This is a genomic window from Cylindrospermum sp. FACHB-282 (genome assembly GCF_014697195.1).
In the GTDB taxonomy this organism is placed as follows: Bacteria; Cyanobacteriota; Cyanobacteriia; order Cyanobacteriales; family Nostocaceae; genus Cylindrospermum.
The window spans coordinates 29,841-45,396 of sequence record NZ_JACJRJ010000050.1; the positions used below are offsets into that span (position 1 = coordinate 29,841).

Annotated in this window: 11 protein-coding genes; 8 read left to right on the top strand and 3 right to left on the bottom strand. The window is 41.5% G+C overall.

Features of this window, described 5'->3' with window-relative positions:
* Positions 1-49 precede the first annotated feature (49 nt).
* The gene (locus tag H6G32_RS21535) at positions 50-1,150 is read left to right on the top strand and encodes a tetratricopeptide repeat protein (RefSeq protein WP_190461965.1); all 1,101 of its coding nucleotides are present in this window, start codon (positions 50-52) and stop codon (positions 1,148-1,150) included.
* A 125-nt stretch (positions 1,151-1,275) separates the two neighbouring features.
* Here H6G32_RS21535 and H6G32_RS21540 read toward each other — a convergent pair whose 3' ends face one another.
* The 3 genes from H6G32_RS21540 to H6G32_RS21550 all read right to left on the bottom strand — a co-directional run bounded on the left by H6G32_RS21540 (position 1,276) and on the right by H6G32_RS21550 (position 5,378).
* Entirely contained in the window at positions 1,276-2,070 is a 795-nt protein-coding gene (locus H6G32_RS21540; protein WP_190461967.1) for a hypothetical protein, read from the bottom strand.
* Between the two features lie 675 nt (positions 2,071-2,745).
* Positions 2,746-3,597, bottom strand: coding sequence for a DUF2267 domain-containing protein (locus tag H6G32_RS21545; RefSeq protein WP_190461969.1), 852 nt, complete (start codon positions 3,595-3,597; stop codon positions 2,746-2,748).
* A gap of 296 nt (positions 3,598-3,893) precedes the next feature.
* Entirely contained in the window at positions 3,894-5,378 is a 1,485-nt protein-coding gene (locus H6G32_RS21550; protein WP_190461971.1) for a sensor histidine kinase, read from the bottom strand.
* 1,430 nt (positions 5,379-6,808) lie between these two features.
* Between H6G32_RS21550 and H6G32_RS21555 the strand changes: the two genes are divergently transcribed.
* The 7 genes from H6G32_RS21555 to H6G32_RS21585 form a co-directional block, all read left to right on the top strand.
* Positions 6,809-7,459 carry a hypothetical protein gene (locus H6G32_RS21555; protein WP_190461973.1) on the top strand — a complete coding sequence of 217 codons (651 nt, stop codon included), beginning with the start codon at positions 6,809-6,811 and terminating at the stop codon, positions 7,457-7,459.
* A gap of 275 nt (positions 7,460-7,734) precedes the next feature.
* On the top strand, positions 7,735-8,409 hold the full coding sequence (locus H6G32_RS21560; protein ID WP_242046677.1) for a hypothetical protein: 675 nt from the start codon (positions 7,735-7,737) through the stop codon (positions 8,407-8,409).
* 83 nt (positions 8,410-8,492) lie between these two features.
* Complete coding sequence (locus tag H6G32_RS21565) at positions 8,493-9,350, top strand: fimbrial biogenesis chaperone (protein ID WP_190461985.1); 858 nt, start codon at positions 8,493-8,495, stop codon at positions 9,348-9,350.
* A gap of 249 nt (positions 9,351-9,599) precedes the next feature.
* Positions 9,600-12,437: a carboxypeptidase regulatory-like domain-containing protein gene (locus tag H6G32_RS21570; protein ID WP_190461975.1), complete on the top strand. Its 2,838-nt coding sequence runs from the start codon at positions 9,600-9,602 to the stop codon at positions 12,435-12,437.
* A 78-nt stretch (positions 12,438-12,515) separates the two neighbouring features.
* Complete coding sequence (gene ppk1, locus H6G32_RS21575) at positions 12,516-14,726, top strand: polyphosphate kinase 1 (protein ID WP_190461977.1); 2,211 nt, start codon at positions 12,516-12,518, stop codon at positions 14,724-14,726.
* Between the two features lie 152 nt (positions 14,727-14,878).
* Positions 14,879-15,280 (top strand): response regulator transcription factor, encoded by a 402-nt coding sequence (locus tag H6G32_RS21580; RefSeq protein ID WP_190461979.1) that lies wholly within the window; start codon positions 14,879-14,881, stop codon positions 15,278-15,280.
* A gap of 95 nt (positions 15,281-15,375) precedes the next feature.
* Positions 15,376-15,556 (top strand): MerR family transcriptional regulator (locus H6G32_RS21585; protein WP_190461981.1); only part of this gene is annotated, 181 nt, incomplete at its 3' end.

A 15,556-nucleotide genomic window follows, 5' to 3' on the forward strand; every position in this document is an offset into this window, starting at 1 on the left:
CTTCTTTTTAGACCTTCTACTTAAACCCGCAACTTGACGGGGAAGCGTTATGAAACAGCGGCATTTCTTGCCAGAGCAGACTATTTTAGATTTAGCTCCCAGCCTGTGCTCACAGGTTGACAAATTCAAGTTTTGCAGTTTTTCTGTTTTACTGTGTAGTTTTTTACTGAGTCCCATAGCGGCAAGTGCTGCTGATATTACACAACAACTGCACCGTCCTTTAAATAGTTCGGCTGGGGGACAATTAAGAGATGAAGCAGACGGTTTGCTCAGACGTGCTGAACAACAACAAGCCGCGGGATTTGCTGAAAAAACACTTCAATCTAGCTTACAGGCTTTGGAGATTTATCACTCAATTGGTGATCTCAAGGCCCAGGGGTTGGCGTATGATCTGGTGGCAAGGGCTTATCTCCAACTAGGTAATTTCAAAGCAGCAGAAGATAATTTGCGCCGACGATTAGCGATCGCACGGGATACTCAAGATTATCAATCTCAGATTTTTGCCTTGAATAATGTCGGCAGCATTTTGCTCCAAAAAGGGGAAGCCAAAGCCGCAGGTGCAGCTATTCAAGAGGCGCTGGCAATTGCTCAAAACTTCAAAAACATTGAAGGTCAAGGACTGTCTTTGAGTAATTTGGGTCTGGTAGCTGCCAGGTTGGGAGATTACAATCAGGCTGTTAAATTCTCTGAAAACGCCTTAAATTTCCGCCGTCAAACTGGAAATGCTATCGGTGAGGCCAACACCCTGAACAATTTAGGTGATGCCTACCTAGCATTAAGAAATTATCAGGATACCATTGGCACTTATGGGGCAGCACTGCGCCTAGCAAAAAACATTTTTGACCGCCCTAACCAATTACGGGCAATTGATGGGTTAGTTACTGCCCACAGTGCTGTAGGCCGCTATGAGCGTGTTCTCGAATTATTAGAACAACGTTTAGCACTTGCTCAACAATTACAAAATCCCCAGGAAGAATTGAAATCTTTTGCTTCCTATGGTCAGTTATACGAGCAACTAGGCAATTATCCAACGGCTCAGAACTTTTACGAAAGGGCCATTACACTAGCACGACAATTGGAGGATAACAAACAGGAAGCGCAGTTGCTAAATAGACTCGGTAACATAGCAAAGCACATCCATAAACCATAGTCAGTCGCTTCGCTCCAATTCAAAATTCAAAATTCAAAAATAGTTAAATAATTTTAAATTACCCAAATTCTGAATTAATGGTTTGGATTGGAGTCATGCTTGGGAGCAATTTAAAAGGGGGTTGACTAATTCAAGAAGACTGAACCATTGTTTTGAATCCTCATGGCGCTTCTGTCTTGATTTACGTCAGTTGTTTGCTGCAATGTCACTAACAACATTCCAGATTTGGAAGATGGTTGAGGAGTCACCCTCAGCAGCCCACCGTCTTGCCGGTGGAATGTCACTGTTGTTGGTGTGGTTAAGCCTCGCAGCATCACATTTGACTTACTTGGGAGCGATCGCTCTGGCGTATCACCAATGACTTGGTAAGTCACATTTGCTCCTGTGTCATTCACCAACCTGATATTGACTCTCCCATTTGCCAGTGCGATCATTGTAATCGGGGCTTGTGGCTGTGCTGGTGGTTGAGTCGCAGAACTTGGGGGGCGAGTAGGTGCTGGTCTGACACCTGGTTCTCTTGGCGTCGGCAGCATAGATCCTTCAGGCTGTAAACTGCCCTGAGAGCGATTATAGGGTGGTTGATTCAAAATACTAGGATTGGGGTTAACTGCTGAAGGTGCTTCGCCGCCAACACCCAACCCTGTCTGGTATGGTGATGGAACACTAGGAACGGGGCTAATGGGAATAAGTCCTTGTGCTACCAGTCTTTGAGTCAGAGCATTAGGCGGACACCCCTGGGGAACTAAAACTCGATTGTTATGTGGTTCTTCGTAGAAAATTCTGGGACAAGGGTTAAGTTTGCTAGTAGTCTGCTGCGCTACTGCTGCTTGAGGAATAGCTGGCAAGGTAATCAGTAATCCCCCACAAATACTCCCTACTAACTGAGCGCACTTGCGAACATTTTGAGAATTTTTATTCATTTTTACTCCTAGTTAAAGTTCGAGTTTCTTGGCTTTAAAATGTCTAAATCTGCAAATTTAGATTCCAGACGGAAGTTGCTAAAAATGGGCATTTTCAGCTTATTTTTCTGTACTAAGCTGTTAGTTAATTATAGAAATTACGCATTGACAAACAATGGTGAATATGTTCATCGATTTTATTCATTGAAACTCCTATAAATTGTGCGTTAGGGAACGCACACTACGTGTAGGATGCGTAAATAGACCCATCGAAAAAGCTTGAAAAGAGGGTAAATTTGTACAGTGCGTAAGTCTTAAATTAATCTAGGACTAAAGCTGCATGTCAGACTCAATGTAAGCTTGTAGAGTGCGTCAGATACTGAATTATCGAGTCTGACGCACCCTACAAAGCCATGCCAGTTGCGTAAGTCCTGTAATAGTTATAATTTAACTACTATTTCTAGTTTTTGTATCTAACTATAGGCTTGAAAATCATCCAAATCTAGAAAAAACTATCATTCTCCAGTAGGAAAAATTAAGTATAAATTCTCGGTAACAAAGCGGATGCTCAGTATACCCTTGTATATAGAGGTTTTAGGTTTAAATAAATTTTGTTTGGGTGGGAGGAGTTATGAATTATTTGCAAGTGATAACTCATAACTCAAAAATCCTAGTTAAAATTATTCACTAAGACGATTAAGCTTCTTCCCATAATTGGCGAATTTTATCTGGCAAGAACTGAGAAATCTCCTGAATTCGTTGTTTAGATAATTCATCTTTAGTTGCCGAAAATACAGCTTTGACTACCATTTCGATATCTAAACTTGTTTTCAAACTTGCTTCTTGAGAGATGCGGAAGAGAAAAGTATCCGACTTGATAATTAAAGGTGGTCGAACCCGGCTTAAAAATGCAACTATGGGATTGGTATCTTTCCAAAGGTCTGCAATTTCGTTTTGCAGTGCTTTATCATCAGTTATCCCGTCGGCTGGTTTGTGCAATTCCGCAGCGACGTGATCGGCTGCTTCGTTGGTCATCATGTCCCGCATAGTCCGAAACACTACTTCAGTCACGTCTCTAGCGTCGAAGATATCTTCTAAACCACCTTGTAGCTTGACTTTTTGCAAAAAGGGCATATCTTTCCTGGCGATCGCCACTGATGGACTTTTCTCTAAAGCTGGCGGCGGATTTGACTCCAACCTCTTTAACATTTCCCGTCCTTTTTCCCTCAGTTCTGCCTTTTTAAAGGTAATTAAGTGGGGTAACGGCCCGTCTGGTGCGCCATAAGTATTGGCAATTCTCAGGTCGAATTCTTCCGGATTAATCAAATCGGGAACATCTTCTTGGTTCGCGTAAGCATTACCTGTAAACTCAGCATTAATATAATGCTGTTGATTTAAGTAATCTAAATGTCCCAAAAAATCAGCGATTGTTATTTCTCGACCTGGGAAGTCAGATTTAGTAAAATTAACTTCGTGCATTCCCTGCCCAGTGTCGTTAATCTTTTTGAGTAAAATGTAAGCTACATCTTCTCTGATAGTGATCGGCATCTAATCCTCCAAAAATTTTGTTTGTGAACAATGATTTTAGCCAAGTTAAAACTTGCAGTTTATCAAACTACTCCAGGAGGTCTCAAGAGGAGAAATATTCAACTGACAGCAATTCGGTTGATAGCCGAATACTACAAGGGTTTATATATAGCAGAAGGCAATAGTAAAACCCTTGTCATGACTGAGTTTGAGCTTTTAAGAATGTCCTAATCGCCTGATCTACTGCTATAATAAAAATTTTGTCGGTAAAGTTATTACGCTTCATCTACCACAGGAAACAATTTGTGAGTAGACAATTAAGACTCAAGAGTTATTGGCAAAATGACGGTGAAGATAGTGCCTTTACCAATAGTGCTTTCAACTTGAATCTGACCTTGATGATGTTCAACTATAGCTTGAGCGATCGCTAATCCCAATCCTGAACCAGTAGTATTTTCTGTAGCTGTCTTCCGAGTCAGATGGGTACGCGCCGGATCTACCCGATAAAAGCGATCAAACAATCTTGGTAGCGCCTCTGGAAGAATTCCCATCCCGCTATCACTCACCTTAATTTGTAACTGGGCGCTAGTGTAACGTAGTCCAGTAACTCGATTTATGCCCTCAAGCCGCGCCAACTCAACGTTTACCCCGCCACTAGATGGGGTGTACTGCAAGGCATTACCAATCAAATTTGTGAATAATCGCACTAATTGATCCCAGTTGCCCACAAGTGTAAACCAATTGTCAAGTAATTCTGGGCTGATTTCCCCACCGGGAGGATCAACTAAATTTAGAGAAAGGGTGATTTCTTTTTCAGCAGCTAAGAGTTGTTGTTCTTCTACAACTTCCATCAGCAAAGCGTCCAAGGGACAAGGTGAAAAAACTTCTTTACTAATACCACTATCCTGTCGTGCCAAAAAGAGCAAGTCATTGACTAACTTACCCAAGCGCTGGGTTAGCCGTTCCACCACTTTTAACTGTTGTCGATAGTTTAAAGCACTCTTTTCTTCTACCTCAGCTAACTCCAAGTCAGCAAGAGCGACTTGCACATTAGTTTGAATTAAAGTAATCGGACTCCTCAGTTCGTGAGAAGCATCAGCGGTAAACTGTTTGAGGCGTTGGTAAGATTCGCCTACTGGTTCCATTGCTTTACCAGAAAGAAACCAGCCACTTGCACCTACAGAAAGCACCATCAACCCAGTACCCAGTGCTAAGTCAAAAATCAACTGGCGACTGGGTTTGGTAACTTCAAACCAAGGATGGCTAACACGCAAATATCCTAATACTTGCCGTCCTTGTTCCACCCGTTGTGTGACTTGTCGCAATAGGAGTGCTGAGTCGGGAGTGAGAAATTTGCGCGAAGCACAATCGCCGACATCGCCAAGCCTGAGGGAAACACAATCGCCCCATCTCCGTTTCTCCCTTTCTTCCTTAATTACACGCACAGTTTCACCAGTGCGATTAGCATGAATGGGAATATTTAGGGGTTCGGAGAGAGTTGACCAGAGTAATTCACCCTGGGAACTAAACCACTCTAGGTCAATGTGGTCATCTTCTACAGTGTCGGCATTGTCGCGAAAACTGGCTTCTACATTAACGCGGAATTGATCAGCTTCAGAGTTAACCGGCTCAATCACTAGCGATCGCCTCACTACCTCCACTACATGATTCAACGTATCGTCAATCCGCTCAATCAGCGTGCTGCGGACGTACAAATACACTCCACTGGCAAACAGTAGCAATAATACAGCTGTTACAGCAGTGTACCAGAGGGCAAGACGCCGACGAGTAGCTTGAAACATTTTTCAACTCCAAAAATCACCCGGAAAAATAGCCAAATTCAGCAATACCGGAACCGGCATTGTATCACCTATTATTTCCTCCTCCAGACCTATCGACAGCAGATGGTCTGATAGCTGATGGCGATCGCATTTTGCCACTAAACCTTAATTGTTCTTGGTTGTAGCTGCTCACTATACTCATTTAATAGTAAAGATAATATAAAGTTTTAGATTTATTTATAAAGGTGCTAGTACTTTTACGTAAGTATTATCTTTTGTTTGTTGACCGTAATTTACGCAATAATACGGTTTTTGCTCAAGATTAGCTTTAAAAAGTCCAGTATTATTACTGTAGTTATCCGTTTTGCATAGGAGTTAGATTCTATTTGCGGTCAAATTGAAAGGAGATATACAGAAAAATACAGAAAGAGCAGATAACGCCTTACTTAGATTAGTCAAAGCTCTCATCGCGCTCTAATGAAATTACTGAAATGCCATAGAAAGTTTGAGCTGCTTTGCATCGCTATTAACTAGTCAACCCGTAAACGAAAGTTCCCAAAACTTTAACTAAATTTACGGTTCAACCAACAAGCAACTTTTAGGACTCAGCAGTGCATTTTGCAATAGACCCATCAGATCAAGTCTTAAAAGTTAACTCTTGAAATCACAGTGCAACAACAGTGCGACAACAGTGCGACAAATTTGAATCATTTTGTTGCCACCTGGTACTGTTTTACAACACACTTTTAGCTCATGCTAAAACCGAAAGCTGAGAACATTCGGCATCTACTCTGCATCTACGAAAAAACACATCAGTACTTTGAGTAACTACAGCAAAAATTGTGCTTCTGAGGGAGTTGAATCTTCAGGATATATGCCAAGAATTTGCCAGAAGTAGCAGAAATCTGTAGTTGATTAGCAAGACTTAACTGGTGTTCCGTAGCTAACTAATAATGTGCAGTCAGTAGTGGGTGTTGGAGCTTCCTAGAAAAACAGTATTAGCGAAAAATATTTGGGGTAGTACAGTATTACCAATAGTCCCGTCAATGATATTAGCACCCTATATTTTGCGGCTTCTGATGATAGCAACGCAACAATAGGGAGTTGTTGGGCAGTGACGGCACAGCTTTAGGTACGAGCAAGGTCAGCAACATTAAATATCACAGGCAATACTAACCCTGCCAAGCTTACTGTCGTTGGTAAGAAGCTGTTCTTCACAGCTATTAACGGGACTAACGGAGCAGAGTTGTGCGTGATTTAAACAGGAGGTAATTGCTTAAAAAAGATTTTCGGAAAAATCAACCAAATTTAACTGGTTGTAGCTTCAGTTCCAATTTCATAACTTTCAGGCTAAGTCAATATCTTCTTTATTTGTCTAATGCAGATAAAGAGATTTCACCACAGTTGCAACGAATTCACACAAGCACAAAAATACGGAGAAATTTTCCCAGATGAAGACTAGATTTTTAGCTATTGCTGTTGCTAGCACCGCTGCTTTGGGTACTTTTGTTCTTTCCGCACCCGCTCATGCTGGTGGACTTGAAGCTACATCTGGTGCCATCGGTGTTACAGTAACTGTGCCTGAAGTACTCTATTTGAGAACTGTGGACACCATTAGTGCGCCAATTTCTATTTTTGAAATCACAGGTTTTCAGAGCACTGGCTCCAGAACTGACCGAGATGGTGTAGCAGATGGCAGTAATGGTGTTAATCTCACATCACCATTTGTTCAACAAGGCTCACAAAACTTCAACTTCAATAAGGTAATCCCAAACGTCTTTGCAGTGTGGTCTAACAACTCAACTGCTGATGCTTCTGGAAATGGTATCAGTATCACAGTTCAACCTACCGCTAACCAAACAAATCTTTCTCTGACTAATGCCGCTGGAACTACTGTTACAAACGCAGCAACCCTAAATGGAGTGCAAGCAAGTTTTGGTGGTCAGAACAATTTTAGTAGTGTAATTAAAGCTGTTACCCCTGGCTTAGTCACTCCTGCCTTTGGTGATATTCAGCTGAATGTGCAATTGAATCAGAGTGCTAATCAAGGAGCAGGTACATACACTGGAGCAGCTATTGATATCATTGCGGCTTCTCTTTAGTAAAGACTAAGGCTATTTAAGTATTGGCACAAATCTGGTAAATTTTTGCCAATTAGGATTTAATAGCCTTTAGTTTTTACCTCTCCAGCATTGGGAAAAGAAATCTGCACTTCTACATCAACAACAGAGAGCAGATTCTCTTTCCCCAAACTTTTAATGTCTTTTGTTTAGCTTATTTAGCTCTGTAAACTCCCCCCAAGCATTTTTCAGATGGGGGGTTATTTTTCTAATTTACATCCTTTTTATAGTGGTTGCCATAGGCAGGAAGACCTGATTTGAGTGCTACTAAAGCCACTTCTCGAAATTTTCTATCGCCAGAGAATAAAGTTTCTTCCGGTTACCACGCTAATGAAGTGGAAGATACCAAAGATACAGGACTTTCATATCAGCAACTCAGGGATATATCACGGACTAACATCATGATCTGCCAACGCTACTTGATCAGCAGCTTGGGTATAGGACTAGCACTTTTGGTATGGACACCGTCCCGTACTCTAGCACAATCTTCATGTGACAATCCGGCGCCAATAGAGATTAATCAATTATCCCCATGCAACCAACTTACTAACCTTCCCTTATCAGCCTCAGAAGTTTTACCCGGTGCCAATAGCGAGTTTGTTACCAATGAAGGAGATTTATTAGCTCCTCCCCCCTTTAATACTGTCATCATCCGTGAATTGCCGACACTCTGGCAAATGCGGGTTCCTTCAGATCAAGTAGATTCTCTCCATGTAACCTATAAACTTGAAAATGATGCGTTTTGCACCGATAAATGTTCTGAATCTAAAGTAAAAGTTGTTCTAGAACCATTGCCCATCAACAAGATATCTGAAGATGAGATTAGTAAGACATCTGTAGTGCAGGGAGGCGTAAGATTAAAACTTGATTTATCTACTGCCAAGCAAGCAGGTAAATATTCTGGCGATGTGACAATAACAGTAAACCAATAACAGGTAAATAACCCTAATTTTAAGTTATTGGTGTCATGAACAAACAGTTTTTAATGTGTGATAAAGTGAAAAATTTAATCCAGATGTTTGCCAAATCTAAAAATATAGCCTTAAGTTTAATTGGGATAGTAGCACTAGGAACAACTCCAGCTACAGCCATGGACATTGGTGTCACACCCTCCCGATTTGAAATGGAAATTAATGCCAACAAAACACGCTCACAAGCTATTCGTGTTTTGAACCTTTCATCCAAATCGGTTGTTCTTAAGGTTTCTGTTAGCGATTGGGTATTAAATGAAGATAATAAATTGCAATTAGTTGCTCCCACCGAGCAATCTTTATCACAGTGGATTATTTTTACCCCCTCTAAATTTACAATTCCAGCACGTAGCGCTCAAACTATCCGCTTTTCTATTCGTCCAAAAGTCAAGCCAAGACTAGGTGAACATCGGGCTTTACTTTATCTCGAAGAAGTTAATCCTGACAATCAACAATCCAAGGGGGTGAAAGTATCAGGACGACTAGGAGTTGCTATCTACGGCTATGTGGGAGATATTAAGCGAGTTGGCGTACTTAATTCTGTTACTGTAGACACTAAACCAAATTCTCTAAAGGCAATATTTGATATTTCTAGTCAAGGAAATGCCTATGTGCGATTAATTGGTCAATATGCCATCTGGCTTGCTGCTAAATATCCAGGAGTACAAGCTACAAAACGAGTGGCGAATTTAGGCAAGCCAGAGGCAAAACTTCCAGAAGCTGTATTAGATGCTGGATTATTACCCTCCCTACCAATACTACCTAACAATCAGCGTAAACTCCAGTTACCAATCACCAAAACTTTACCACCGGGTAACTATGTCTTGGATATCAACGGTACTTTGGGTGGTGTAGTTATTAAAAAAGGCATTCCCTTCACAGTTCCAGCAATTAAAAAATAATAGTCTCTACACTGAAGGATACTTCTAGTATCTCTAGAAATACCTATACAACAAATAGCTTTTTCTACTTCAAAAGCTTTTACTCCCAAAGTAATATCATGTCTAATAAATTGCTCATTGGGTTTGAGCTACTAAGAAATGGTGGTTTAGTGAGCAGACATGATTATCAGCTAATTTTCGTCTTTATCCATAACCATTGAGTAGCGAAGAAGGTTCTTAAGCTGCTGATGGCAAACATAATACATCAGTATGTTCTTTCAAGCTGTTATACCTCCACAAACCTTAACTGTTCTGCCTTCAGAGAGTATCTCTCAGGAAAATCCACAGGATACTAGTATCAGAAAACTAGCCAGGACAAGTTCACAGACAATAGCTATTCCTTCCCCACCAGAAACTTTACCATCTGAATTTTCTACAGATGGCTCACTGTATCTTGCTAGTCAAGCAGAAAAGAGTGAAAACAAATTTTCCCAAATAAAAGCTCCAGACCCTTTACCAGTTTCTACTACCAGTGAGCCTACAAAAAATTCAGCCCCCCCGATAGAAAAAAATGATGCTGCTGAAAATATCGTAACGGAAAGCAAAAATTTATTACTTGGGGTAATAATCAACGAACGAGAAGTTGGTAGTTTAGATGTGGTACAAGAGGGAAACACTTTATTACTCCCGCTGTTTGATTTTGCACAAATTGGTGGATTCACTGTTGAAACTACTGACGATAAAACGCGACTCAAGACACCTGCTGGAGAGGTTAGTCTCACGGCGATAGAACTAAGAAAAATCAACGGAATCACATATATAAGTGATACTTTACTGCGAGAAAAGTTAGCTACAAATATTGAATTAAAACTTTCAGATTTAGCTTTGATTGTGGACTTGCCTTGGCGAAGAGGTAGAGGGGAATCTAGGGGACAGACAGCTGATCTCCAGCCAGAAGTTAGACCTCCTAGCAGTGGCTTATCAAATATCAGACAAGAGTTAAACGTTTACGGTAGTTCTGGCAATACAAACTTGAGTAGTTCTACTCTTTTAAATGGGCGTTTAGCTGGTGGTTCTTGGCGTGTACGTCTAGAGAACAATTTTGTTAACCAGCCAGATATTACTGAATACTTTTTCTTTAAACGCTCAGGTAAATTCCTCTATCAGATAGGTCGGCAACAAATCGGGTTGCATCCCTTACTGTCAGGTATGAATTTTACTGGTGTACAGATAGGTTCTACTAATCTGCCAACCAATAAATTTAAAACAAATTATAGTGCAAGTGAACTTTTGCCCAGACGTTCTCAAGCGGTACAAACATTTCGGGGTGTAGTTCCTCCGACAAGTTTTGTCCAGTTAAGGTTGGCTGGCATTGTTGTTGCTCAACAACAAGTAGGACTGAATGGAGAATACCAATTTCTGGATGTGAATGTGCCTACTGGTCAAAGTAATGATATTGAACTTTTGATTTTTGACCGGAACAATTTAAGTGCACCAAGAGAAATTCGTTCTTTAAGACTGAATGCTTCTGATTTGTTGCTCCCATCTGGCGGAAATGTTCAGCTAGCAGGTTTGGGAGTAAGTGGAAACTATATCAACGATACTTTATTTACAGATTCCACTAGTGCAAATCCAGGCAGTCTTCTGGGATTTTATCAGATACGCCAAGGTCTGTTCCAGAATTTAACATTTGAAGGGGCCGTGCAAATGCTACCTGATACAACCCAAGCACAAGCTGGGTTTGTTTGGCGTTTAGCAAATCCGGCAATTTTAGCGACAAGTGTGGGTACTTCTCGTGGTGGGTTTGGTTATACAGCAGATTTAGATATCCAGTTAGATCGCTTGCAAATTACTGGTAATTCTGAATTATATCCAGCAAGGTATTTATATAGTACTCAATCTCGCGAGCGTTTTAACCATAGTCTGGAAGCTAAATATAAGGTTGGTGAAAATTTTAGTTTAGGATTGATTGCTCGCAGTCGTCAAGATGATAATAAGTCAGGTAATTACATTTTACCGACTTTCTCTTTGAGTCCTTTTTCTGGTTTGTCTTTAAGCGGTAGACCGGATTTTGAAGGGATTTATTTTTTCACGGCTTTTTATCAAGCATCATTAAATACTAGACTGTCTTTCAACAGTTTCGGTGATACATACACAACAAATTTGAGCCATAATCTCAGCAGAGAGTATTTAGTATCTTTGGGGACTGAATCCGGCGGTGATTTAGCTACTCGTTACACTGCGACACTCAATCGTAATGCCCCTAATCTCTCTGGTTTGAGTTGGCGGCTAGGACTAGGATATAGGGATGGAGAAGTGGGTGCAGTTGTGGGAGCTAGTATGCGGGTGCTGCCTGGACTATTTGCTAGAGTTGAGTATCAAGGTATTCCCTCCAGAAATAGAACTATTTACAGCGGCTTTGGTGACGATCGCCTGTCTGTGTCGCTGGTATCAGATTTATCTTTTGCTGGTGGCAGGATATCTCCTTCTGAATATACTTCTATTGGCAAAGATAAGGGTGCAATATCTGGAAGAGTTGTGGTTGAAAGAGCAAATCAAAGCTTTGATTTAAGTGAATCTACTATTCGAGTTTTTAATAAGCAAGGTCAGCCTGTTGGCGAAGCTAGAACCGATGCTCAAGGCAACTTCTTTGTTGGCAATTTGCTAGAAGATATTTATCTAGTGGAATTTGATCCAGAGCGGCTACCGGTGGAACTTTCCCTGAAGAAAACTACTATAGTCGCTGAGGTGGCTAGCTCTGCTATCACTAAGTTAGATTTTCCCGTCAGAGTAGAATATGGTGTAGCCGGACGAGTTACAGATGCCGCAGGTCAACCAATTGCAGAAATGGAAGTAGAACTGATCAATGCTGAGGGTAAACGAGTCTCTACATCTGTGACTGACCAATTTGGTCTTTATCGTCTGGATGCAGTTCCCGTGGGCAAGTACATATTGCAGATTCCTCCCCAAGATGGTGTGACTAGCAGCGATAATTTGCCCAAACGAGACGTAAGTATTGATCAGGATTTCGTCTATGAACAAAATCTGCAATTACCTATTGCCCCAGCAGTTAAGGAAACTAAAGAACCGGCTCTGGATCTCAAATAGAAGCGATCGCACTATTTAACTTAAGATATTTAATATCCTGCTGTTGAATGGGCTATATTTGCTTGCCCTTAAGTGATCATGCCGAAATCCAAGAAGAGCAACCCTTCCATCAATTTGAATGATCCACAATACTATCTCAACCGTGAATTAAGTTGGTTAGAGTTTAATAGTAGGGTGCTGCACGAAGCCTGCGACCCGCGAACGCCCCTCCTTGAACGTCTCAAGTTTTTGGCAATTTTTAGCTCCAACTTAGATGAGTTCTTCATGGTGCGGGTTGCAGGCTTAAAACAACAGGTAGAAGCAAAAGTTAGCCTATTAACTCCCGATGGTCGCACACCGCAACAACAGCTAGATGATATTCGGTCTACCCTCAATCCCCAAATAACGAAACAGCATCAACATTTTGAGCAAGTACTTAGGCCCCTGCTAGCAAATCACGGCATCCATATTCTGGATTACATAGATTTGAATCAGAAACAGCGGACTTATCTGGATAACTACTTTGAAGAACAAGTTTTTCCAGTATTGACTCCCCTTGCTGTTGACCCCAGCCATCCTTTTCCCTACATTTCTAGTCTCAGCCTCAATCTGGCAGTTGTGGTAAAAAACCCAGACACTGAGGAAGAATTTTTTGCTAGAGTCAAAGTCCCCAAAGTCTTACCGCGATTTTTGCCCTTACCCTCAGAGTTGGGAATTCAGCACAACGGACAACTTGCCCACTGGACAGGGGTACCTTTAGAACAGGCGATCGCCCATAATTTGGAATCCCTATTTCCCGGAATGAATATTCAGGAATATCACCCGTTCCGGATTACCCGTGATGCCGATTTGGAACTAGAAGAAGATGAAGCAGATGACCTGTTATTGGCAATTGAACAGGAACTCCACAAACGGCGCATGGGTGGGACACCGGTACGGATAGAAATTCAATCCCAGACTCCGGAAGCAGTGCGTTGTCGGTTATTACAAGATTTGGACTTAACCGAAAGCGATATTTACGAAGTAGATGGTCTTTTGGGACTGCGGGATTTAATGTACTTTATGGCATTGCCATTACCGGATCTCAAAGAACCGCCACGACAGTCTGTAGTCCCTCTACGCCTCCAACGTCTCAGAGAACCAAGTGTTAATTCAGATGGGCTAGACCTTGAGGAAGGAAAAGACTTTTTTTCCGTGATTCGCGAAAAGGATTTGCTAGTACACCATCCTTATCAATCATTTTCGGCTACAGTGGTACGCTTTATTACTCATGCTGCCCATGACCCGAATGTGCTGGCAATCAAGATGACCCTTTACCGGACTTCTGGCGACTCGCCGATAGTTAATGCCTTAATTGCTGCTGCTGAAAATGGCAAGCAAGTGTCAGTGCTGGTGGAATTAAAGGCGCGGTTTGATGAAGAGAATAATATTTACTGGGCAAGGCGTCTGGAAAGAGTCGGCGTTCATGTTGTCTATGGTTTGGTGGGACTGAAAACCCATAGCAAAATTGTGATGGTAGTGCGGCGAGAAAAAGACCGGATGCGTCGCTATGTGCATATTGGGACTGGAAACTATAACCCGAAAACGGCACGACTTTACACAGATTTGGGACTGTTTAGTTGTCGTGAAGAATTGGGTGCCGATTTGACGGATTTGTTTAATTTCTTGACCGGTTATTCTCGGCAAAAGTCTTACCGAGAGGTGTTGGTTGCACCCGTGAATATGCGCGATCGCTTTCTGGCACTAATTCACCGCGAAATCAAAAATGTAGAAAATGGTTTCTCTGGGCGGATTGTTGGCAAAATGAATGCCTTAGTCGATCCGCAAATTATCGCCACTTTATACGAAGCTTCCCGCGCCGGCGTGCAAATAGACCTGATTGTCCGGGGTGTTTGCTGTTTGCGTCCAGGACTCAAAAACATCAGTGAAAATATTCGCATCATCAGCATTATCGGTCGCTTTTTAGAACACTCCCGCATTTTTTACTTCTATAACAATGGCCAAGAGGAAATTTATATTGGTAGTGCTGACTGGATGCGGCGCAATCTAGATCGGCGGGTGGAAGTAATTACCCCAATCAGAGACCAAGATATTGCTAAAGATTTGCAAGAAATTCTCGGAATTATGTTGGCAGATAACCGACAAGCTTGGGACTTACAACCTGATGGCAGTTATATCCAACGGCGTCCCTGTGATGATTGTCCAGAAGCTAATTCACAAAAAACTCTCATGTCTATGGTCTTACGCTCCATTGGCATAGCCTCAAATCTGATTGACGCAAAAAAGAGTTCTTCCTATATTGAAAACTAGCGCAACTGATTTTTTTTTAATTTTAATTTATTGCTAAATTTTCCAGTTTTTATCTGTCTATATGAATTATTCAACCATCGGATAGAGTAATTACTGGCACTTGTTCCCATAAACTATAGAGATTACTGCATGTAGTTCTTTCTTTTTTTGGAATGTTAATGTTGTCCTGTGAGTCTTCTACCTTGCGCGTTCTAGTGGTTGATGATCACGAACTGACTCGTTTAACCCTAAAATTAGCTTTTTCTTGCCAAGAGAATATTCAAGTTGTAGGTTTAGCCAGTAATGGCCAAGAAGCTATAGAAATGGTTAAATGTTGCCACCCTGACGTGATTATTCTAGATTTGCAAATGCCAGTTATGGACGGTTGGAGTGCGTCTGGTCATATTAAAGCTATCTCTCCTAATACTCAAATTCTTGCTTACTCCTCAGTGGAAGACACATACATTCACGAGACTAAAGCAATGTCTAGCTTTGATGATGTTTGCAAAAAAGATGCCCCTACAACCCAACTCATTGCTTTAGTCAGGCAGTTAGGCCAGCGTGCAGGGGTATGAACTAGACAAGTAATTAGTTAAAATATTTTTGCTTATTTCGCTCAAATCAACTTAACACGCGCTAGACTAGCCATAGTCAAGTTAAGTCAGTTTTGATGCAACATATCACGCCCAAGGAAGCGGCTAAACGCCTTGGTGTCCACGTATCCAGTTTGCGAAGATGGGAAAATGAAGGAAAGCTCAAAGCAATCCGCACACCTGGAGGTCAAAGAAGGTTTATCCTCGAAGAAGTCGAAAAAGCCGCAGGTATCCCCAGAACAATTAGAACTGTTTGCT